The organism is Pseudomonas putida, from assembly GCF_001941965.1.
GTDB lineage: Bacteria > Pseudomonadota > Gammaproteobacteria > Pseudomonadales > Pseudomonadaceae > Aquipseudomonas > Aquipseudomonas putida_L.
Map to the genome: position 1 here is coordinate 1 of NZ_MKZO01000039.1, position 22,320 is coordinate 22,320.

General features: G+C 64.9%; 17 protein-coding genes and 1 riboswitch. Of the genes, 9 read left to right on the plus strand and 8 right to left on the minus strand.

Features of this window, described 5'->3' with window-relative positions:
• Window positions 1-104: 104 nt before the first annotated feature.
• Window positions 105-206: riboswitch (guanidine-I (ykkC/yxkD leader) on the plus strand.
• 66 nt (window positions 207-272) lie between these two features.
• The 7 genes from PSEMO_RS22000 (at window position 273) to atzF (ending at window position 9,795) form a co-directional block, all read left to right on the plus strand.
• The gene (locus PSEMO_RS22000) at window positions 273-1,340 is read left to right on the plus strand and encodes a putative urea ABC transporter substrate-binding protein (RefSeq protein ID WP_075805090.1); all 1,068 of its coding nucleotides are present in this window, start codon (window positions 273-275) and stop codon (window positions 1,338-1,340) included.
• A gap of 13 nt (window positions 1,341-1,353) precedes the next feature.
• A complete protein-coding gene (locus tag PSEMO_RS22005) occupies window positions 1,354-2,169 on the plus strand; it encodes an ABC transporter permease (RefSeq protein WP_075805091.1) in 816 nt (271 codons plus the stop codon).
• A complete protein-coding gene (locus PSEMO_RS22010; RefSeq protein WP_075805092.1) occupies window positions 2,166-2,945 on the plus strand; it encodes an ABC transporter ATP-binding protein in 780 nt (259 codons plus the stop codon). The genes PSEMO_RS22005 and PSEMO_RS22010 overlap by 4 nt, the downstream gene beginning before the upstream one ends.
• A gap of 2 nt (window positions 2,946-2,947) precedes the next feature.
• Window positions 2,948-3,661 carry an urea amidolyase associated protein UAAP1 gene (locus tag PSEMO_RS22015; RefSeq protein ID WP_075805093.1) on the plus strand — a complete coding sequence of 238 codons (714 nt, stop codon included), beginning with the start codon at window positions 2,948-2,950 and terminating at the stop codon, window positions 3,659-3,661.
• 9 nt (window positions 3,662-3,670) lie between these two features.
• Entirely contained in the window at window positions 3,671-4,297 is a 627-nt protein-coding gene (locus PSEMO_RS22020) for an urea amidolyase associated protein UAAP2 (RefSeq protein ID WP_075805094.1), read from the plus strand.
• A gap of 159 nt (window positions 4,298-4,456) precedes the next feature.
• A complete protein-coding gene (uca, locus tag PSEMO_RS22025; protein ID WP_075805095.1) occupies window positions 4,457-8,041 on the plus strand; it encodes an urea carboxylase in 3,585 nt (1,194 codons plus the stop codon).
• Window positions 8,038-9,795, plus strand: a complete 1,758-nt coding sequence (atzF, locus tag PSEMO_RS22030) for an allophanate hydrolase (protein ID WP_075805096.1) — start codon at window positions 8,038-8,040, stop codon at window positions 9,793-9,795. The genes uca and atzF overlap by 4 nt, the downstream gene beginning before the upstream one ends.
• Window positions 9,796-9,930: 135 nt before the next feature.
• Here atzF and PSEMO_RS22035 read toward each other — a convergent pair whose 3' ends face one another.
• From PSEMO_RS22035 to PSEMO_RS22070, 8 genes are all read right to left on the minus strand, one after another.
• Window positions 9,931-11,220 carry an OprD family porin gene (locus PSEMO_RS22035; RefSeq protein ID WP_075805097.1) on the minus strand — a complete coding sequence of 430 codons (1,290 nt, stop codon included), beginning with the start codon at window positions 11,218-11,220 and terminating at the stop codon, window positions 9,931-9,933.
• Between the two features lie 57 nt (window positions 11,221-11,277).
• The gene (locus PSEMO_RS22040) at window positions 11,278-12,597 is read right to left on the minus strand and encodes an MFS transporter (RefSeq protein WP_075805098.1); all 1,320 of its coding nucleotides are present in this window, start codon (window positions 12,595-12,597) and stop codon (window positions 11,278-11,280) included.
• A 64-nt stretch (window positions 12,598-12,661) separates the two neighbouring features.
• Complete coding sequence (locus tag PSEMO_RS22045; protein WP_075805099.1) at window positions 12,662-13,186, minus strand: gamma carbonic anhydrase family protein; 525 nt, start codon at window positions 13,184-13,186, stop codon at window positions 12,662-12,664.
• Window positions 13,187-13,202: 16 nt separating this feature from the next.
• A complete protein-coding gene (locus PSEMO_RS22050) occupies window positions 13,203-14,387 on the minus strand; it encodes a CaiB/BaiF CoA transferase family protein (RefSeq protein ID WP_075805100.1) in 1,185 nt (394 codons plus the stop codon).
• A 10-nt stretch (window positions 14,388-14,397) separates the two neighbouring features.
• Window positions 14,398-15,321, minus strand: a complete 924-nt coding sequence (locus PSEMO_RS22055) for a hydroxymethylglutaryl-CoA lyase (RefSeq protein ID WP_075805101.1) — start codon at window positions 15,319-15,321, stop codon at window positions 14,398-14,400.
• 226 nt (window positions 15,322-15,547) lie between these two features.
• Window positions 15,548-16,444: a LysR family transcriptional regulator gene (locus PSEMO_RS22060; protein ID WP_075805102.1), complete on the minus strand. Its 897-nt coding sequence runs from the start codon at window positions 16,442-16,444 to the stop codon at window positions 15,548-15,550.
• Between the two features lie 187 nt (window positions 16,445-16,631).
• Window positions 16,632-17,648: an alpha/beta fold hydrolase gene (locus PSEMO_RS22065; RefSeq protein ID WP_075805103.1), complete on the minus strand. Its 1,017-nt coding sequence runs from the start codon at window positions 17,646-17,648 to the stop codon at window positions 16,632-16,634.
• Between the two features lie 12 nt (window positions 17,649-17,660).
• Window positions 17,661-18,869, minus strand: coding sequence for a cytochrome c biogenesis protein DipZ (locus tag PSEMO_RS22070; RefSeq protein WP_075805104.1), 1,209 nt, complete (start codon window positions 18,867-18,869; stop codon window positions 17,661-17,663).
• A 218-nt stretch (window positions 18,870-19,087) separates the two neighbouring features.
• Here PSEMO_RS22070 and PSEMO_RS22075 point away from each other — a divergent pair, with 218 nt between their 5' ends.
• Together PSEMO_RS22075 and PSEMO_RS22080 are read left to right on the plus strand one after the other, a co-directional pair.
• Window positions 19,088-19,831 carry a response regulator gene (locus tag PSEMO_RS22075; RefSeq protein ID WP_075805105.1) on the plus strand — a complete coding sequence of 248 codons (744 nt, stop codon included), beginning with the start codon at window positions 19,088-19,090 and terminating at the stop codon, window positions 19,829-19,831.
• Window positions 19,828-21,117 (plus strand): ATP-binding protein, encoded by a 1,290-nt coding sequence (locus PSEMO_RS22080; protein ID WP_075805106.1) that lies wholly within the window; start codon window positions 19,828-19,830, stop codon window positions 21,115-21,117. Before PSEMO_RS22075 ends, PSEMO_RS22080 begins: the two co-directional genes overlap by 4 nt.
• Window positions 21,118-22,320: the final 1,203 nt, after the last annotated feature.

Genomic DNA, 22,320 nt, shown 5'->3' on the forward strand with positions numbered 1-22,320 from the left:
CCCCAGAACCCCCGCAAAACCCACCCCGCCATCCACTTGGCACGCCTCTGGCATTACTTCCCTCCGTGCGGGAGTAGCGCGAGCTAAATTGCACCACAATCTGAAAATAGGTCGGCTAGGGTTCCGGTCCGCTTCTGCGGGCGTCTGGACCGAGAGCCGGCGACCTCCAGTTCGAGGTTACACGGCGGGATAAAAGCCCGGGAGACAGACCACTCACTGCAATGAGTGTCGTGCTGCTCCCTGGTTCGTCCACCGTCAACTGGAGTCACTTCATGCGAAAGTCCCTGCTTTCCGCCTTCCTCGCCGCCGGCCTGGCCCTGTCCGCGAGCTCCGCCTCCAACGCCGCGGCGAAGACCGATTTCGATATCTGCTGGACCATCTACGCCGGCTGGATGCCCTGGGAATACGCCGCCGCCGAAGGCATCGTCGACAAGTGGGCGAGCAAGTACGGCATCCATATCAAGCTCACCCAGGTCAACGACTACGTCGAGTCGATCAACCAGTACACCGCCGGCCAGTTCGACGGCTGCTCGATGACCAACATGGACGCCCTGACCATCCCCGCCGCCGGCGGCGTCGACAGCACCGCGCTGATCGTCGGTGACTTCTCCAACGGCAACGACGGCGTGGTCCTGAAAGGCACGGGCAAGACGGTGAACGACCTCAAGGGCATGGACGTCAACCTGGTCGAGCTGTCCGTCTCCCACTACCTGCTGGCCCGCGCCCTGGACACCGCCGGCCTGCGCGAGAAGGACCTGAAGGTGATCAACACCTCCGACGCCGATATCGCCGCCGCCTTCAATACCGCCGACGTGCAGGCGGTGACCACCTGGAATCCGATGCTCGAAGAGGTGCGTAACAAGCCTGGCGTGACCCAGGTCTTCGACTCCAGCCGCATCCCCGGCGAGATCCTCGACCTGATGGTGGTCAATACCCAGACCCTCAAGGACAACCCGGCCCTGGGCAAGGCGCTGACCGGCGCCTGGTACGAGGTGATGGACCTGATCGCCGGCGATTCGCCCGAGCGCACCAAGGCCCTGGAGCACATGGCCAAGGCCTCCGGCACCGACCTCGACGGTTTCGAGCGCCAGCTGTCCACCACCTACCTGTTCGATACGCCCAAGGCGGCACTGACCTTCGTCAGCAGCGCCGAACTGCCGAAGACCATGGACAAGGTCGCCAGCTTCTCCTTCGACCACGGCCTGCTGGGCGAGGGCGCCAAGGACAGCAAGGCGGTGGGCATGAGCTTCGCCAACGACGTCATCCTCGGCAACCGCGACAACCTCAAGCTGCGCTTCGACCCGACCTACGTGCGCATGGCCGTCGACGGTTCGCTGTAAGCGAGGAGTGAACATGCGCCTGATCAACCGCCATCCCGATCGCCCGTCGCGGCTGCTGCTGATGCTGCTGCCGTTCGCCCTGGTGCTCTGTGCCTATTTCCTCGGCTCGGCGCAGCGCCTGGCCGAGAACCCCAACGACAAGCTGCTGCCCAGCGCGGCCCAGATGGGCGCGGCGGTGGAGCGCATGGCGTTCGTCGAGGACAAGCGCAGCGGCAACTACCTGCTCTGGCAGGACACCGCCTCCAGCCTGCAACGCCTCGGTGTCGGCCTGGCGATCAGCGCCGTGATCGGCCTGTGCCTGGGCATCGCCTCGGGCACCTTGCCGCTGTTCGGTGCGCCGCTGTCGCCGTTGCTGGTGGTGCTGTCGATGATTCCGCCGCTGGCGATATTGCCGATCCTGTTCATCGTCTTCGGCCTGGGCGAGCTGTCCAAGGTGATGCTGATCGTGATCGGCATCACCCCGGTCCTGGCCCGTGACCTGGAGCAGCGTGCCCGGGAGATTCCCGCCGAACTGCTGATCAAGGCCCAGACCCTGGGCGCCAGTTCCTGGACCCTGATCCTGCGGGTGGTGCTGCCGCAACTGCTGCCACGCCTGCTGATTTCCCTGCGCCTGGTGCTGGGTTCGGCCTGGCTGTTCCTGATCGCGGCGGAGGCCATCGCTTCCGAGGATGGCCTGGGCTACCGGATCTTCCTGGTCCGCCGTTATCTGGCGATGGATGTGATCCTGCCTTATGTGGTGTGGATCACCTTGCTCGCCTGGTTGACCGACTGGCTGCTCAAGACCCTGACCCGCCGTGCGTTCCCCTGGTACGAGGGGGCACGGGCATGAGCTTTATCCAGGTGAAGAATGTCTGGCAGGAATACGACCAGCATGTGGTGCTCGAAGGCCTGAACCTGAACATCGCTGAAGGCGAGTTCTGCACCATGGTCGGTGCCTCGGGCTGCGGCAAGTCGACTTTCCTGCGCCTGCTGCTGGGCCAGGAGCGGCCGAGCCGCGGGCGGATCCTGCTGAATGGCGAGCCCCTGGTGGCCGAGCCCGATCCGGCCCGGGGCGTGGTGTTCCAGCGCTATTCGGTGTTCCCGCACCTGAGCGTGCTGGACAACGTCGCCCTTGGCCTGGAGCTGCCGCGGGCCAAGCTGCTGGGCCGCCTGTTCGGCAGCGCCAAGCGCGAAGCTCGCGAGCAGGCGGCGGCCTTGCTGCAGAAGGTCGGCCTCGGTCACGCCCTCGACAAGTACGCCAGCCAGCTTTCCGGCGGCATGCAGCAACGTCTGGCGATTGCCCAGGCGCTGATCATGAAACCCAAGGTGCTGCTCCTCGACGAGCCCTTCGGCGCCCTCGATCCGGGCATCCGCAAGGACATGCATGCCTTGCTCCTCGAGCTGTGGCGCGAGACCGGGGTGACCGTGTTCATGGTCACCCACGACCTGAGCGAAGGCTTCAGCCTCGGCACCCGCCTGCTGGTCTTCGACAAGGTGCGCCACGACCCCCACGCGCCCACGGCATTTGGCTCACGGGTCACCTACGACCTGCCACTCAACGGCAAACGCCTCGCAGCCCGGGCCGATGAATTACCCGAGCTTCTTCAATCGTACGCAAGAGGTTAACCATGACCGACACCAACGTTTTTGCAGAGGAATTCCTGCCCGGAGGCGGCCATCTGTCCTTCGTCCTCAAGCGCGGCCAGCAGGTGCGTTTCACCGACCTGGAAGGCGGCGCCAACGTCAGCCTGATGCTGTTCAACGCCCATGAAAAAAGCGAGCGCCTGAACCTGCCGGACAGCCTCAAGTGCCAGCACACCGCCAAGCTCAGCAGTGGCCACTGCCTGTACTCGGACATGGGCCGGGTGCTGGCGGCGATCACCCGTGACACCTGCGGCTGGAGCGACAGCATCGGCGGCGTGCTCAACGCCGAGGAAGTCCAGGAGAAATACGGCACCGGCCGCTACCAGGAACTGCGCAACCGCTTCCACCGCAACGGCACCGACAACCTGCTGGTGGAAATGGGCAAGTGGGGCCTGGAGCTGTCCGACCTGACCATGCCCCTCAACCTGTTCAGCCGCGTGGACGTGGGCGCCGATGGCAGCCTGCATTTCGTCGAGGGCAATTCGCAGCCGGGCGATGCCATCGAGCTGTATGCGCCGATGGACACCCTGTTCATCGTCACCGCCTTGCAGCACCCGATGGACCCGTCCGCGCAGTACACGCCCAAGCCGGTGCGACTGACCTTCGCCCGCGCCGATGAAAGCGTTGCCGAACACTGCCGCACCTCGCGCCCGGAGAACGAGCGCGGCTTCCTCAACACCCAACGCCTGTTCGCCTGAGGACCCGTCATGACGTCATCCCTGCAAGCCGACACCGCGATCTACCGCGCCACCATCCCCGCCGGCGAGCCGTGGCTCACCGAGGTCAAGGCCGGCCAGACCCTGCGGATCCTCGACCTCGAAGGCAACCAGGCCATCGACACCCTGTTCTACAGCGTCGCCAACCCCCGCGAACGCTATGACGTGCAGCGCACCCTGCGGCGCCAGGGCAACGTCTACCTGGGCGTCGGCAGCGTGCTGTATTCCAACCTCGGCCGGCCGATGCTGACCATCGTCGAAGACAACTGCGGCCGCCACGACACCCTCGGTGGCGCCTGCGCCCAGGAGAGCAACACCGTGCGCTACGCCCTCGACAAGCGCCATATGCACAGTTGCCGCGACAACTACCTGCGCGCCTGCTGCCACGACGGCCGTCTGGGCAAGCGCGATATCAGCCCGAACATCAACTTCTTCATGAACGTCCCGGTCACCCCCGAGGGCGGCCTGACCTTCGAGGACGGCATCTCCGCCGCCGGCAAGTACGTGCAGCTCAAGGCCGAGATGGACGTGATGGTGCTGATCTCCAACTGCCCGCAACTGAACAACCCGTGCAACGGCTACAACCCGACCCCGGCGGAGCTGCTGATATGGAACTGAAAGCCCTGCTGCGCCAGGTCCGCCTGTGCTTCTTCAGCGCCTGCCAGGCCCGTTTCGGCCAGCTGAAAACCGACAAGCGCGTCTGATCTGCCGTCCGGGGACGACCCCGAGACCTCCAAACAACTGCGGGACGGCCCGCACCCCTCCGGGGACGTTGTCATGTTCGAAAAACTGCTGATCGCCAACCGTGGCGCCATTGCCTGCCGCGTCCTGCGCACCTTGCGCGAGCTGAAGGTGCAGGGCGTCGCGGTCTACTCCGAAGCCGATCTCGCCAGCCGTCATATCCTCGAGGCCGACCAGGCCATCAGCCTGGGGCAGGGCGCTGCGGCGGGTACTTATCTTGCCGTGGACAAGATCCTCGCTGCCGCCAGAGAGAGCGGGGCGCAGGCCATCCATCCCGGCTACGGTTTCCTTTCCGAAAATGCTGCCTTTGCCGAAGCCTGCGAGGCGGCCGGGCTGGTCTTCGTCGGCCCGACGCCGGAGCAGTTGCGCCTGTTCGGCCTCAAGCACACCGCCCGTGATCTGGCGCGCCAGCAAGGCTTGCCGCTGCTGGAAGGCACCGATCTGCTCGACAGCCTCGGCGATGCCTTGCAGGCCGCCGACTCGGTTGGCTACCCGGTGATGCTGAAAAGCACGGCGGGCGGTGGCGGCATCGGTATGCGCGTGTGCCGCTCGGCGGCGGAGCTGGAAGACGCCTTCGAGGCGGTCAAGCGCCTGGGCCAGAACAACTTCAGCGATGCCGGCGTGTTTATCGAGAAGTACATCGAACGCGCTCGCCATCTGGAAGTGCAGGTGTTCGGCGATGGTGCCGGCGAGGTGCTCGCCCTGGGCGTGCGCGACTGCTCGGTGCAGCGCCGCAACCAGAAAGTGCTGGAGGAAACCCCGGCGCCGAACCTGCCCGAAGGCATGGCCGAGGCCCTGTGCGACGCCGCGATCCGCCTGGCCCGCGCGGTGAAGTACCGCAGTGCCGGCACCGTCGAGTTCGTCTTCGACAGCGATGCGCAGCGTTTCTATTTCCTCGAAGTGAACACCCGGCTCCAGGTCGAGCACGGTGTTACCGAGCAGGTCTGGGGCGTGGACCTGGTGCGCTGGATGATCGAGCTGGCAGCCGGCGATCTGCCGCCGCTCCATCGACTGGCTGCCGGGCTGAAGCCCGAGGGCCATGCCGTGCAGGCGCGGCTCTATGCCGAGGATCCGGGCAAGGACTTCCAGCCCAGCCCCGGCCTGCTCACCGCCGTCAGCTTCCCCGAGGCGGACGGCAAGGCGCTGCGGATCGACACCTGGGTCAGCGCCGGTTGCGAAATCCCGCCGTACTTCGACCCGATGATCGCCAAGGTGATCGTCTGGGCTGCAGACCGCGAGCAGGCGCGGGAGCAACTGCATCGCGCCCTCGGCGACAGCCAGGTCTACGGCGTCGAAACCAACCGCGACTACCTGCGCCAGATTCTCCAGGACACGCCCTTCGTCAGCGGTCAGCCCTGGACCCGTTGCCTCGAAGGCCTGACCTACCGCGCCAGCACCTGCGAAGTGCTCAGCGGCGGCACCCAGACCAGCGTGCAGGATTACCCGGGGCGCCTGGGCTATTGGGCCGTCGGTGTACCGCCCTCCGGCCCGATGGACAGCCGCGCCCTGCGCCTGGGCAACCAGTTGCTCGGCAATCCGGAAGGTGCCGCAGGCCTGGAAGTGACCATGAGCGGTCCGACCTTGCGCTTCAACACCGATGCGGTGATCGCCGTGACCGGCGCCGTGATCCCGGCGACACTGGACGGCCAGGCCATCGCCATGAACACCAGCGTGCTGGTCAAGGCCGGCAGCCTGCTGGCCCTGGGCACCATCGCCGGTGCCGGCGCCCGGGCTTACCTCTGTGTGCGCGGCGGCCTCCAGGTGCCGGCGTACCTGGGCAGCCAGAGCACCTTCATGCTCGGCCAGTTCGGCGGCCATGGCGGCCGTGCACTGCGTGCCGGGGATGTGCTGCACCTGGCGCCGCTGGAGGATGCGTCGGCAGGCGCCACGCTGCCCGCGCAACCAGCGCTGGCCGCTACCCGGCAGATCCGGGTGATCTACGGTCCCCACGGCGCTCCGGAGTACTTCACCGAAAGCTACATCCGCACCTTCTTCGCCACCGACTGGGAGGTGCACTTCAACTCCAGCCGTACCGGCGTGCGCCTGATCGGCCCGAAACCGGAATGGGTCCGTGCCGATGGCGGCGAGGCCGGGTTACATCCGTCGAATATCCACGACAATCCCTACGCCATCGGCGCGGTGGACTTCACCGGTGACATGCCGGTGATCCTCGGCCCGGATGGCCCGAGCCTGGGCGGTTTCGTCTGCCCGGTGACGGTGATCGAGGCCGATCTCTGGCAGCTCGGCCAGCTCAAGGCGGGGGACAAGGTGCGCTTCGTGCCGACGTCGCTGGCGCAGGCCCGCAAGCTGGCCTGCGCCGCGCTGCTGGACGAGCCGGAGGAGGCGGTATCCGAACAGGACCTGCTGTCTCCCATCGTCCTCGATATCGGCGCGGACGATACCCGTCTGGTCGCCCGTCTGGCGGGTGATACCCACTTGCTGCTGGAAATCGGCGCCGCCGAACTGGACCTGGTCCTGCGTTTCCGTGGCCATGCGCTGATGCAGGCGCTGGAGGCCAAGGCCCTGGCCGGCGTGATCGACCTGACCCCGGGCATTCGCTCGCTGCAGGTCCATTACCAGCCGGAGCGTCTGCCGCTTGGTCATCTGCTGGAAGTCGTGGCCGGTGAATGGCAGATGGTATGTGCTGCCAAGGACCTGCAAGTGCCGTCGCGCATCGTCCACCTGCCGCTGTCCTGGGACGACCCGGCCTGCCAGCTGGCCATCGAGAAATACATGACCACGGTGCGCAAGGACGCCCCTTGGTGCCCGAGCAACCTGGAGTTCATCCGCCGCATCAACGACCTGCCGAACCTCGACGAGGTGCAGCGCACGGTGTTCGACGCCAGCTACCTGGTCATGGGCCTGGGCGACGTCTACCTCGGCGCACCGGTGGCTACGCCGCTGGACCCGCGGCATCGCCTGGTCACCACCAAGTACAACCCGGCGCGCACCTGGACCGCGGAAAACTCCGTGGGTATCGGCGGTGCCTACATGTGCGTGTACGGCATGGAAGGGCCGGGGGGCTACCAGTTCGTCGGTCGCACCCTGCAGATGTGGAACCGCTATCGCGAGGTCGAGGCGTTCGACGGCAAGCCGTGGTTGCTGCGCTTCTTCGACCAGATCCGCTTCTACCCGGTCAGCGCCGGGGAACTGGAGCAGATTCGCCGTGATTTCCCGCTGGGTCGTTTCGACCTGGCGATCGAGCCGAGCCAGTTGCGCCTGGCCGACTACCAGCAGTTCCTGGCCGAGGAGGCGCCGAGCATCCAGGCCTTCCGCGACCAGCAGCAGGCGGCGTTCGCGGCCGAGCGCCAGCGTTGGATCGACAGCGGGCAGGCGCATTTCGAATCCACCGAGGCGGTGGCCGAGGTCGGTGAAGAGGCGCCACTGCCGGCCGGGCAGACCGGTGTGGAAAGCGCCATCGCCGGCAATCTCTGGCAGGTCCAGGTCGCTGTCGGCCAGCGCGTCGCGGCCGGGGAGGCGCTGGTGGTGCTGGAGTCGATGAAGATGGAGATACCGGTGCTGGCGCCGTGCGCCGGGGTCGTGCGGGAAGTACGGGTCGAGCCGGGCTCGGCGGTGCGTGCGGGGCAACGGGTGGTGGTACTGGAAGGAGGTGAGGCATGAAGGTGAATCTGCAACTGGATGCGCTGCGCAAGGGTTATGGCGCTGGTGAATACTCGGCGCGGGACCTGATTCTGGCGCTGCGCGAGCGAGCGGCGGAACTGAATCCGCGCTTCAACATGTTCATTCATCTGTTGAGCGTCGAAGAGCTGGAGCCGTATCTGGCGGCGCTGGACGGTGCTTCCCTGGAGAGCCTGCCGCTGTACGGTGTGCCCTTCGCGATCAAGGACAATATCGACCTCGCCGGCATCCCGACCACGGCCGCCTGCCCGGCATTCGCCTATGTACCGGAGCGTTCGGCCACGGTGGTCGAGCAGTTGATCAGGCTGGGTGCGGTGCCGCTGGGCAAGACCAACCTGGACCAGTTCGCCACCGGCCTCAACGGTACGCGCTCGCCTTATGGTGCCTGTATCAACAGCGTGCTGGAAGAGTATCCGTCGGGTGGTTCGAGTGCCGGATCGCCGCTGACCGTGGCGTTGGGGCTGACCAGTTTTGCCCTCGGCACGGACACCGCAGGCTCCGGCCGGGTACCGGCAGCGTTGAACAACCTGGTGGGTCTCAAAGCCAGTAAAGGATTGATCTCCACCGCTGGCGTGGTCCCGGCCTGCCGCACCCTGGACTGCGTGACCACCTTCACCGCCACCGCTCCAGAGGCCAGCCAGTTGCTGCAACTGCTGGCGGTGCAGGACCCGCGTGACGAGTACAGCCGGGCCAATGCCGGCTGGAACCTGGGCAGTGCTTTTGGCCGTGTGGGCAAATTCCGCTTCGGTGTGCCACGGGAGCAGGACCTGGAGTTCTTCGGCTGTCAGGAAGGCCCGGCGCTGTTCGCGGCAGCGGTGGAGCGCCTGCAGGCGCTGGGGGGCGAGGCGGTGACGCTGGATCTCTCACCGTTCCTCGAGGCCGCCCGGCTGCTGTACGAAGGCCCGTGGGTGGCCGAGCGCTACAGCGTGGTCGGCGAGTTGGCACGTACCCAGCCGGAAGCCGTGTTGCCGGTGATCCATGCGGTGCTGGCCAAGGCGCCGCAGGTCAGTGGTGTCGATACCTTCCGGGCCCATTACCGTTTGCAAGAGCTCAAAGCGGAATGCGACCGGCTGCTGGTCGGGCTGGAGTGCGTGCTCACTCCGACCATCGGTCGACCTGTGACCCTGGCCGAACTGGCCGAGGAACCGGTGCTGCGCAATGCCGAACTGGGTTACTACACCAACTTCATGAACCTGCTGGATTATGCGGCGGTCGCGGTGCCCAGCGGGATCATGGCGAACGGTTTGCCGTGGGGCGTCACCCTGTTCGGGCGGGCGTTTACCGATCAGTACCTGCTGAGTCTGGCGAGTGCTTATCAAGGTCTTGAAACGCCTGCCCGTGAAGCGCGCAACGATCAGGTCCGGGTTGTGGTCTGTGGTGCTCACCTGGAAGGGCTGGCGCTCAACTGGCAACTGAAGCAGCGTGGCGCGACGCTGGTCGAGGCGATCCGAAGCTCGCCGAATTACCGGTTGTATGCCCTGGCGGGCGGGCCTGTGCAGCGGCCGGGGATGGTGCGGGTTGCCAGTGATGGCGTGGCGATTGCGATGGAGGTCTGGCAGGTGCCGAGTGCCGCGCTGGGTGCGTTCCTCAGCGAGATTCCGGCGCCGTTGGGGCTGGGCAAGGTCGAGCTGGAGGATGGACGCTGGGAGACTGGCTTCGTCTGTGACGCCTACGGGCTTGAGGGAGCGCAGGACATCAGCAAGTGGGGCGGCTGGCGCGCCTGGTTGAAGTCGTAGTCAACATTCCGAAAGCGCACCGCAGACCCTGTGGGAGCTGGCTTGCCAGCGATGAGGCCGACAATGGCGATGATGTTTTCAGGTCGGGCCAAATCGCTGGCAAGCCAGCTCCCACAGGGTATGCGGCGCGCTCACCTAGAACGCTATCTCGTAACTGACAATAACCCGATTTTCATCCACCCCATCCTGCAGATTCGACCGCGCCGTCGCATTGCGCCACCTCAGCCCGAGGTTCTTCAACGGCCCGCTCTGGACCACATAGGCCAGGTCCGTGGTCCGTTCCCATTCATGCCCGTCCTCTCCGGCAGCCCGCAGCAACGCGGCCTTGCGCGTGGACACATGGCTGACATCGACGTCATCTCCCTTCACATAACGCAGGGTGAAGCTCAGCCCGGGAATCCCAAGCGCCGCAAAGTCATAGTCATACCGCGCATGCCAGGCCCGCTCGTCCTGCAGGGAGAAGGTATAGGCCTGCTGCTCGCTGAACAGGTAGGTATCGGTCCCCCCGAGATAGGCATAGGCCGTATCCCCGGCCACCTTCTGGTACCCGCCACTGATCCGGTGCCCGCCCAGCTGATAGCCGAAGTTGCTGCTGATCACCCGGTTATCCACTTCGCCGATCAGCTTCGCCCCGGTCTCCTGCGCGGTGAAGTGACGGATCTCGGTAAACACCTTGCCCGGCCCCAGCGGCAGCGAGTATTTCAGCCCAAGATAGGTACGCCGGTAGAAATCCTCCAGTTCGCTGGCGTGAGCGCTCAGGGTCAGCTCGGGCACCGGCTGGTAATCGACGCCGCCATAGGTGTAGCTGTCGCTATGGATCGCGGTGGACCAGGCACCCACCTGGGCCATGGTGGTCAGCTCTTCCGAATCCGCCGAGTCGCGTTGCTTGACCTTGTCGACCCGGCCAAGGTGGAAGGTGAAGTCGCCAAGGTCCCGGGAGGTCAGTTGCCCGCCATTGAAGTACTGCGGCAACAGCCGGCTGTTGTTCGAGGCGATCAGCGGCAGCACCGGATTCAGTCCGCCATAGCGCAGTTCACTTTTGGCGAAGCGCATCTTGGCGGTCACCAGCGTCTTCGAATAATCGTCCTCGGCACGGCCGTCGGCATTGCGCGGCAGCAACCCGGTGCCTGAACGATCCGGACTGGAATCCAGCTTGAGCCCGAGCATGCCAATGGCATCCACGCCGAAGCCCACCGGCCCCGAAGTAAAGCCTGACTGCCAGTTGACGATAAAACCCTGCGCCCATTCCTCACGTTTCGACTGGCTGGGAAACCCATCGCGGAAATCCCGGCTGAAATAGAAATTTCGCAGTTCCAGCTTGCCCTTGCCGTCGGCCAGGAAATCCGCCGAAGCCTGCGGCGCGAGCAGGGTGAAACCCAGACCCGCGCCCACGGCGCAAGCCCACCAGGAGGTGCTTGTTGTCATTGTTATTACCTTCAGGAGCGGGTCGGGCTGAAGACCTGCCCGACCACAGGGGAGGGCTCAGGCTTTCGCCGGGTTCTTCACGAACACCGCGATGAGCACGACGCAGCCGAGGATCAGCGGGACGATGGAGAGCATGCCCATGTAGCTGACCCCGGTCAGGTCGTTGACGAAGCCGACCATGGCCGGCGAGACGATGCCGCTCAACTGGCCGAGCGAGTTGATAGCTGCGGTGCCGGTGGCAATGCCCAGCCCGGAGAAGGTCGACTGGGGAATGGTCCAGAACACCGGGATGGCAATGAAGGTGCCGGCCGTCGCCAGGACCAGTGCCAGCATCAGCGCCACCGGATTGCCCGAGAAGCCGCAGGCGAGGATATAGCCGATGGCCGAGGCGACCATGCACCAGAGCAGGTAGCTCTTGCGGTCGCCGGTCTTGTCCGAGCGCCGGGTCACCACCAGCATGCCGATGCAGGCGACGATATAGGGCGAGGAACTGAGCAGCCCGACCGTCAGCAGGTCGTGCACCCCGGACATCTGGATCAGGTTGGGCATCCAGAAATTCAGGCCGTAGCTGGCGCTCTTGATGACGAAATAGATCAGCGCGAACACCCCGACCTCCCAGGTCAACAGCACCCGCCAGATCGAGCCGTGGCTGTTGCTGTCCGCCTTGCGATCGGCCTTGAGGTTTTCCTTGAGCTGGTGCTTTTCCTCCGGGCTCAGCCATTTCGCCGAGTCGATGTCCTTGTCCAGCTTCCACAGCACCGCCAGGCCGAGCAGCACGCAGGGCAGGCCGGAGAGCAGGAACAGCCAGTGCCAGCCGGCCAGCCCCAGCAGGCCGTCCATCTTGCCGAGGATCAGCCCGGCGGCCGGCGACCCTACCGCACCGGCCAGGGGCACGGCGAGGAACCACAGGCCGTTGATCCGCGCCAGGTAGCGCTTGGGGAACCAGCAGGCGAGATAGAAAAGGATCGCCGGGCCGAAGCCGGCCTCCATCACACCGATCAGGAAACGCAGGAAGTACAGGGTGTACTGGGTATAGGCGAAGACCAGGGCGGCGGTGGCCAGGCCCCAGGAAATCATGATCCGGCAGATCCACGCCGGCGCCCCGTACTTCTTCAGGCCCCAGCTGCTGGGCACTTCGAAGAGCACGTAGCCGATGAAGAACATGCTCGCCGCCAGGCCGTAGGCGGCGTCGCTCAGGCCCAGTTCGGCCTGCATCTGGGTCTTGGCGAAGCTGATGTTGATGCGGTCGAAATAGGAAAACAGGAAGCAGATGATCGCCAGCGGCATGATCCGCCAGGCCACCCGGCGGTACAGCAGCAGTTCGTTGAGGCGTGCAGAGGCGTGTGGAATGTCCAGCGCCGTCGAGGACGTGGTCATGGTGTTCTCCATTCTTGTAATTGTGCGGAGAGTGTTTGCCGCCTGCGTGGGCGGCGGGTTCAGGTCAGGCGATGCGGATCAGGGTCCGCTTGTGGATCTGTGCACGCTCCACATAATCATGGGCGTTCTTGTGGAAGCTGCTGATGCTTTCGTCGGTGAGTTCCCTCACTACCTTGGCCGGCACGCCGAGGATCAACGAGTTGTCGGGGTAGACCTTGCCTTCGGGAACCACTGAGCCGGCGCCGACCAGGCAGTTCTTGCCGATCACCGCGCCATTGAGGATCACCGACTGGATGCCGATCAGGCTGCCGTCGCCGATCTGGCAACCGTGCAGCATCACCTGGTGGCCGATGGTCACGTCATTGCCGACCCGCAGCGGGAAGCCCGGATCGGTATGCAGCACCGCGCCTTCCTGGACATTGCTGCCGGCACCGATCTCGATCAGTTCGTTGTCGCCACGCAGCACCGCCTGGGGCCAGACACTGGCGCCCTGGCCGAGGGCCACCTTGCCGATCACCGTGGCGTCCTCGGCCACGTAGACGCTGTCGTGCAGTTCCGGCCGCTGGCCGTCGTATTCATAGATCGCCATCTTGCAGTCCTCGTTCTTATTGTTCGCTGCGCAGCACGCCGGCATCGCGCAGGCGGGCGATTTCGTCATCGCTGTAGCCGAGATCGCGCATCACCGTGAGGGTGTCTTCGCCGATCCGCGCGATGGGGCGGCGTGGTCCCAGGCGTTCGCCATCGAGGGAGAAGGGCAGCAGGGGCATCTCGGTATGGCTGCCGTCTTCCAGCTCCAGGCGGGCGAGGCCGCCGCTGTGGATCAGGTGCTCGTCGTCGAACAGTTCTTCCGGACGGCGGATCGGCGCGAAAGGAATGCCGTTGGCTTCCAGTTGCGGTGCCAGTTCCTGCGCATCGAGGGTGGCGAAGATCTCCGCCAGGTGGGCCAGCAGGCGCGGGCGCTGCAACACCCGGTCGTTGTTGGTGGCCAGGGTCGGATCGTTCATCAGCGCTTGCTGGCCGAGCAGGGTGCACAGGGTGCGCCACTGACCGTCGCCGGTGGCGGCGACGAACATCTGCTCGCCGCCGGCAAAAACGAACACGTCATAGATGGCCCAGGCACTGATGCGGTTGGGCATCGGTGCCGCCGCCTCGCCGGTGACCACGTATTGCTGCATATGCTGGGCGGCCAGCAGCACGCAGTTCTCGTACAGCGCGCTTTGCACCTCGCGGCCCTGGCCGCTGCGCTGGCGCTCGAACAGCGCGGCGAGCACGGCAATGGCGCCGAACATGCCGCCCATGATGTCGTTGACCGAACTGCCGGCGCGCAGTGGCCGGCCCACCGGCCCGGTCATATAGGCCAGGCCGGCCATCATCTGCACCACTTCGTCGAGGGCCAGGCGCTTGTCGTAGGGCCCGGCGAGAAAGCCCTTGTGGGTGGCATAGATCAGCCGCGGATTGCGGGCTTTCAAGGCGCTGTAGCCAAAGCCCAGGGCGTCCATGCGCCCGGGCTTGAAGTTCTCGATGAACACATCGGCGCTGTCCAGCAGCTTGAGCACCGCATCGCGGCCCTCGGGCGTCTCGACATCCACCGCCAGGCTCTGCTTGTTGCGGTTGAAGGTACGGAAGAAGCCGGCGCCGGCACCGAGCAGGCGGCGGGTGCCGTCGCCCTTGAGCGGTTCGACCTTGATCACCTCGGCGCCGAGGTCGGCGAGGATCATCCCGCAGGTGGGGCCCATGACCATATGGGACATTTCCACGACGCGCACGCCGTCGAGTGGCAACTGTTGCATGGTGGTTTCCTCAGGCGGAGGGGGCGACGAAGTTCTTCGGCAGGCCGGCGCGGGCGATATAGCCGTACAGCGGCTCGCCGGGCAGGGCGCGGCTGAGCAGCTCGCGACTGGCGATCAGGCGCTGCAGGTCGATGCCGGTGGCGTAGCCCATGCTCTGCAGCATGAACACCAGGTCTTCGGTCACGGTATTGCCCGAGGCGCCGGGGGCGAAGGGGCAGCCGCCGAGGCCGGCGAGGGAGGCGTCCACCTCGGTGATACCGTGCTGCACTGCCACCAGGCTGTTGGCCAGGGCCAGGCCGCGGGTGTCGTGGAAGTGTGCGGCTTGCAGCTTCGCGCCGGCGATCTCGCGGACCGCATCGATGGTCTCGCCGACCTGGCCCGGGGTGGCGTAGCCGGTGGTATCGCCGAGGGAAATCTGTTCGCAACCGGTTTCCAGCACGCGACGGACCAGGGCGCACAGGTCGGCCAAGGGCACTTCGCCCTGGCGGGTGCAGCCGAAGGCGGTGGACATGCCGGCGACCATGATGACGTTGTCGCGCCCGCTGCTGCTGCGCAGGTCGCACATGCGGGCGAATTCCTCGACCATCTCTTCCGGGGAGCGGCGCACGTTGGCCTGGCTATGGGCGGCGCTGACCGAAATGGGCGCGACGATGCGCTGGGCGCCGGAGGCCAGGGCATTCTCGGCGCCGCGCAGGTTGGGGGCGAGCACGGTGACGTTCAGGTCCGGGTAGGTCAGGGCATGGGCGACCACTTCAGCGGCGTCGGCCATCTGTGGCAGCAGGCGGGGGGGGACGAAGGAGGCGACTTCCATATGGCGCACGCCGGCGGCGTAGGCCTGGTCGATCCAGCGTTTCTTGTCGTCGGTGGGCATGATGCTCTGCAGGCTTTGCAGGCCATCGCGCATGCCGACTTCATTGATGATTATTCTTGTCATGGCATCTCTCGCGGGGTGATCTTGCCGCCTAAGGTAGGCAGGGGGCGGGCGGGGGAAAAGACGTCTTTGGCGGGGGTATCCATCGTGGATGGCGATGGATCGATGCGGCTTGCACAGAACCCTGTGGGAGCTGGCTTGCCAGCGATTTGGCCCTATCTGACAACATCGTTGCACAGGCCGGCCCCATCGCTGGCAAGCCAGCTCCCACAGGGGGCGATTCAGCCAGCTATGTCGGCATCTCCGCCAACAGATGATTCAACAACCGCCGCGCCGAAGGTGACAGCGCCTCCTGGTCACGCACGCAGATCACGAACTCCCCCTTGGCCCAGGCATCGGTCAGCGGAATCACCTTCAACCCGAACATCGCCGCATAGCGCGTCACTGCTTCCCGCGGCAGGATGGTCTGGGCCAATCCGGCCTGGACCAGCCGGTAAGCCGCATCGAACGACGACACATGGGCGCGGATGCGCAGCTCCCGGCCCAGTTCCTGGGCGGTGTTCTGCATGAAACTGTTGAGGGTGGCGAAGGCCGAGTGGCCGATATGCTCGTAATCGAGGGTCTCGCCGAGGGTAATGCTGCTGCGCCCGGCCAGCGGATGCCGCTCGTTGACCACCAGCGCCAGGTGATCGCGCCGGTAGGGGATGAATTCCAGCTCGCTGGTGGACACGGTCTTTCGGCAGATCCCCAGGTCGGCCTGGCCCTCCAGCACACCGCGCACCACATCGAAGCTGAAGCGCTCCTCCACATCCACGCGGATATTCTCGTTGGCCATCATGAACGATGACAGCGACTCGGGGAGGAACTCCATGATCGACGAGATATTCGCGTGAACCTTCACATGCCCCCGCGCACCCTCGGCGTACTCGCTGATTTCCCCCTGCAGGCGCTCCATGCTCAGCATCAGTTGCCGGGCATGGCGCAACAGCGCCTGGCCGGCCGGGGTCGGCGTCACCCCGCGCTTGCTGCGGCGCAGCATCGGCACGCCAAGGTCGGCCTCGATATCGGCGATGCGCTTGCTCACCGCCGACGGCGCAATGAACTCGCGCTCGGCGGCGCGGGCGATGGTGCCTTCCTCGCAGACCGCGATGAACAGGCGCAGGGAGATCGGGTCGATGTGCCACATGTGGGGAGGCCTTGTGCTTGTGTAGGCCGGGGCAGGATACGCAGGCCGCCGAGACCTGGGCAACCAGAACGGCAGGAGCGCCGCGGACCCTGTGGGAGCTGGCTTGCCAGCGATAGCGACGGTGAATTCACCTAAGTCATCGCTGGCAAGCCAGCTCCCACAGGGTGATGTGGTGTACTTGAGATGGCTACATCCGATCCACATCCACGATCGCCTGGGCAAACGCCCGTGGCGCTTCCTGCGGCAGGTTATGCCCCACGCCGCCCTCGATCAGGCGGTACTCGTACTTCCCGGTATAGCGCTTGGCATACGCCTCGGCCGGCGGGTGCGGCGCGCCATTGGCGTCACCTTCCAGGGCAATGCTCGGCACCGTGATCGCGGGGAAGCCGGCGAGCTTTTTCTCGATGGCGTCATAGCGTGCCTCGCCCTTTTCCAGGCCCAGCCGCCAGCGGTAGTTGTACACCGACACCGCAACATGGTCCGGGTTGGCCAGCGCCGCGGCACTGCGGTCGTAGGTGGCATCGTCGAACTGCCACTGCGGCGAGGCGGTCTTCCAGATCAGTTTGGCGAAGTCTTGGGTGTTCTGCGCATAGCCTTCGCGACCGCGCTCAGTGGCGAAGTAGAACTGGTACCACCATTGCAACTCGGCAGCCGGAGGCAACGGTTTTTTGCCGAGTTCCTGGCTGCCGATCAGGTAGCCGCTGACCGCCACCAGCGCCTTGACCCGCTCCGGCCACAGCGCCGCGACAATGTCCGCGGTCCGTGCACCCCAGTCGTAACCGCCGAGTACCGCGCTCTTCACCTGCAGTGCATCCATGAAGGCGATCAGGTCCTCCGCCAGCGCCGCCGGCTGGCCGTTGCGCAGGGTCTTCGGCGAGAGGAAGCGGGTTTCGCCATAGCCCCGGGCATAGGGGATCAGCACCCGGTAACCCTGTTCGGCGAGCGCTGGCGCGACATCCGCGTAGCTATGGATGTCGTAGGGCCAGCCGTGCAGCAGGATCACCACCGGGCCATCGGCCGGGCCGACCTCGGCATAGGCGACATCCAGCAGTCCGGCCTTGATGTGCTTGAGCGGGCCGAGGGTCGTGTGGCTGCCGGCGACAATCGGGACGATCTGCGGCGTGCTGGCCTGATCGGCATGGACGGCACCCAGCAGGCCCAGGTGCAGGGCGGTGGCGGCGAAGATCGAGGTGAGGGTGTTCATGGTCAGGCTCCTTCAGTGAGTGGTTTTGGCTTCGGCCAGCAGTTCTTCAATGACGTGTTCCTGGGTGGCATAGGCGCCCTCGCCGAAGTGGGCGTAGCGCACCTGGCCCGTGGCATCGATCAGGTAGTGGGCGGGCCAGTACTGGTTGGCGAACTGGCGCCAGATGGCGTAGTCGTTGTCGATCGCCACCGGGTTGGTGATGCCGAGCTTCTGCACCTGCTTGCGCACGTTGGCCGGGACCCGCTCGAAGGGGTATTCCGGGGTATGCACGCCGATCACCACCAGGCCGTCCTTGCCGTAGCGCTCGGCCCATTGCTTCACATAGGGCAGGGTGCGCTGGCAGTTGATGCAGTCGAAGGTCCAGAAATCCACCAGCACCACCTTGCCGCGCAGGGCTTCGGCGCTGAGTTCAGGGGAGTTGATCCACTCCACGGCACCGCCCAGCGAGGGCATTTTTCCCTTGGGCGAGAGGTCCGGTTCGGTGGCGGCCTGGGCCTTGGCGATCAGGCGGTCGAGGGCCGTGGAGACCGACTTCAGCACCTGCTGCTCGACCCGGTTGGACAGTTGCGACGAGGTGTCCGCCAGCAGGCTGCGGGTACCGCCGCTGGCGATCCCGACCGCGGCCAGCAGCACCACCACGCCGGTACCGCGGCGCAGCCATTCGAGGGTTGGCAGGGACAGCCGCAGCCGCCGGCTCAGGCCCTTGCCGGCGAGGATCAGCACGCCCAAGGACACCGCGCTGCCCAGGCCATAGGCGAGCAGCAGCAGGCTGGTCTGGACATTCGGCCCGGCGAGCATGGCACCGCTGAGGATCAGGCCAAGGATCGGTCCGGCACAGGGCGCCCAGAGCAGGCCGGTGGCGACACCGATCAGCAATGAAGCCAGCGGACCCGAGGCCGACGCCCTGGGTGCGATCCGGTTGCCCAGGGCCACGAAGGGCCTGGCCAGCCAACTGCCGAGGCGCGGCGCCAGCAGCGACAGGGCGAACAGCATCAGCACCGCCAGGGCCAGGAAGCGGCCACCGGTATTGGCCTTGACCACCCAGTCGCTGCCGACCACCGCCAGGCTCGAGACGGCAGCGAAAGTCAGGACCAGGCCGCCGAGGGTCAGCAGGATCGACGTGCGGCTCTGCCCGCCACGGGCGAAGACGAAGGGCACGACGGGCAGGATGCAGGGACTGAGGACGGTCAGCAGGCCGCCCAGGAAGGCAATGATCAACATGGCGTTCTCCGGTTGCGAGGGGGAGGGCGCCGCTCCGCAGATTGGCGCTTGCCAGGCATTTCACGCCGCCGAGGTATCCGGGATGTGTCGATCCACGGCCTTTGCTGTCGCTTTTGGTATCTGTGTACCGTCCTGATACAAAACCCTACAAAGGCTGCTGCCAGCCCCGGGGCGTCTCGCTAGACTCAGCGCACCTCCCGCTGAGCAAGGCCACTGCAATGGACTCCAACGCTGATCACGTGCTGATCGTCGACGACGACCGCGAAATCCGCGAACTGGTGGGCAACTACCTGAAGAAGAACGGCATGCGCACCACCCTGGCCGCCGATGGCCGGCAGATGCGCAGTTACCTTGAAGCCGGCCAGGTCGACCTGATCATCCTCGACATCATGCTCCCCGGCGACGATGGCCTGGTGCTCTGTCGCGAACTGCGCGCCGGCAAGCACCGCGCCACGCCGGTATTGATGCTGACCGCGCGGGACGACGAGACCGACCGCATCATCGGCCTGGAAATGGGCGCCGACGATTACCTGGTCAAGCCGTTCTCGGCCCGCGAGCTGCTGGCGCGGATCAACGCCGTGCTGCGACGCACGCGGATGCTGCCGCCGAACCTGCAGGTCAGCGAGCAGGCGCGCTTGCTTGAGTTCGGCACCTGGCGCCTGGACACCACGGCGCGCCACCTGCTCGATGCACAGGACACCGTGGTCGCCTTGAGCGGGGCCGAATACCGCTTGCTGCGGGTATTCCTCGACCATCCGCAGCGGATCCTCAGTCGCGACCAGTTGCTCAACCTGACCCAGGGCCGCGACGCTGACCTGTTCGACCGCTCCATCGACCTGATGGTCAGCCGCCTGCGCCAGCGCCTGCTGGATGACGCGCGCCAGCCGGCCTATATCAAGACGGTGCGCAGCGAAGGCTATGTGTTCAGCTTCCCGGTGCGCCTGGTCGGAGCCGGCTCATGAAGCGCTGGCCGCGCAGCCTGGCCTCGCGCCTGTCGCTGATCTTCCTGGCCAGCCTGATCCTCGCCCATGGCCTGTCGTTCGGCCTGCAGACCTTCGAGCGCTACAGCAGCGCCCGGACCCTGATGCTGAGCAACTTCGAGCAGGACATCGACACCTCGGTGGCGATTCTCGAACGCCTGCCGGCGGCGGAGCGCCCGGTCTGGCTGCCGCGCCTGCAGCGACCGAACTACAGCTACCAACTGGACCAGGGCGAAGCGGGCATCGAGATGACCGACGAACCGGCCTCGGTGCAATCGATCAAGACCACCCTGGGCGCGCACTACGCCTTGAGCTTTCGCGATATTCCCGACATCCGCCCGCATTACCAGGCCCACCTGCGTTTCGCCGATGGCCAGCCGCTGACCATTGATGTGCGGCCGTCGATCATGCCGTTGTCGCCGTGGTTGCCGGTGCTGTTGCTCGGGCAGCTTGCCCTGTTGTTGATCTGCACCTGGCTGGCGGTACGCACGGCGATGCGCCCGCTTGCCCACCTGGCCAGCGCCGTGGAAAACCTCGACCTCAACCAGCAAGGCCAGCGTCTGGAAGAACAGGGCCCGAGCGAGGTGGTGCAGGCTGCCGTAGCCTTCAACCGCATGCAGGAGCGGATCGCCGCTTATGTGAAGGAGCGCGTGCAACTGCTCGCCGCCATCTCCCACGACCTGCAGACGCCGATCACCCGGATGAAGCTGCGGGTCGAGTTCATGGACGACTCGGCGGACAAGGACAAGCTCGCCAGCGACCTTGAGGAGATGCGTCACCTGGTCAAGGAGGGCGTGGCCTATGCCCGCAGCACCGAGCCTTCGACCGAGGCGCGGAGCCGGATCCGCTTGAAGGCGTTTCTCGACAGCCTGGTGTTCGACTACCGCGATGTCGGGCGGGCGGTGGAACTGCTGGAAACCGGCGATCTGCTGGTCAGCAGCCGGCCGCAGGCGTTGCGTCGGCTGCTGACCAACCTGATCGACAACGCCCTCAAGTTTGGTGGTGAAGCGTGGGTGCGGGCGGTCGGGGAGGGGGAGGCCGTGTCGATCCAGGTGCTGGACAACGGGCCGGGGGTTCCCGAGGAACTGCTGGGGGAAGTGGTGAAGCCGTTCTACCGCCTGGAAAGCTCGCGTAACCGGGATACCGGTGGTACGGGATTGGGCCTGGCGATTGCGGCGCAGCTGGCGGTGAGCCTGGGGGGAGAGCTGCGTTTGGGCAATCGGCAGGAGGGTGGCTTGTGTGCCGAGGTGAGATTGCCCTTGGTCTAGTGTCTCTCCTCAGGGCCTCCCACAGTGTCCGCGGCGCACGCAGAACCTGTGGGAGCTGGCTTGCCAGCGATGAGGCCCGGGAGGACAGCACAACTCGACGCAGACTACGCATTTGCAAAGAAGTTCCAGTAACAGCAGTTCGATGAACATTTTGCCGATGACCGGCGCTATGTGATTGCCATCATCCAGCCACTTGGTATGCCATCAGGTTAGTTGTACGACAAGGTCTCCGGGCCTATCCAGGCAGACCCGGGAATGAATTTCACATTTTGATACATCCACTCACATGAGTGATTCGAAATGGCTATAAGGCCATTCAGTTGGGTTCTATCTTTGGTTGTAAGCTGGCATTCGGGTGATAGCGGAAAGGCATAACCTCCAAATGGAGGTGCCATCATTAAGCTATCAACTATCTGTTCGAAGCCACGCATCTTTGCACCCTAAGGCGAGTTACCTGCTGGCCAGGCCGGCTCACAGTGGCTGATGACTGCCACCCCCGTAATCATTGCTCCGCGTCGTTTTTGTGATGCGCTTCACATTATTTAGCAGGTGACTTCGGAGCGAATCGGGCGTGATTCAACGGTGCTCTTTTTCGGCGCTCGACGTTCGTAACTGACCAATGGAATGCGATGTTCCCTTGAGTTTTTTCTCGCCGAACCCGACTCTCAGGTCGTCAATATACCCGGACTTTTTCTCTATTTTAATTTGTTCTAATAGGTTCGCAGTTTTCTGTTCGGGTTTTTCTCTGAAATTTATTTTGGTTTATTTGTATCGGCTCTCTTTTGGTTGTTAACTTTCCTGCTGATACCCGTATACTTTTATCTGCGTTTCCTAGATGCGATTTATATGGGTGCCTCATCGAATACGTTTTCTGCTCGTATCCAAAAGTATAACTTCCGGCATTTTGCCTGGTGCGCAAAATATTTGCGAAGCAGCCTTTCGCCGCTGTGAATCCCTTATCCTGCAAGGGCTGCGGGCAGGGTTCTGACCCATTGGTCGATTATTTTGCGCACTTATGAAAGTTGCACTTCGTCGCGTCAAACCCTCGGCGTCAAAAAATATCAGCAACTTGCCGTTGACCGTTATTGCTAACGGCGCTATTAATGCGCCAACTCTACCCAGACCATGCTATTGGTCGTGACTGCGACGGACTTGCGGGGGGAGTGGCAAACTACTTTGCGTGCAAGCTTCCTCGAAGCCGCT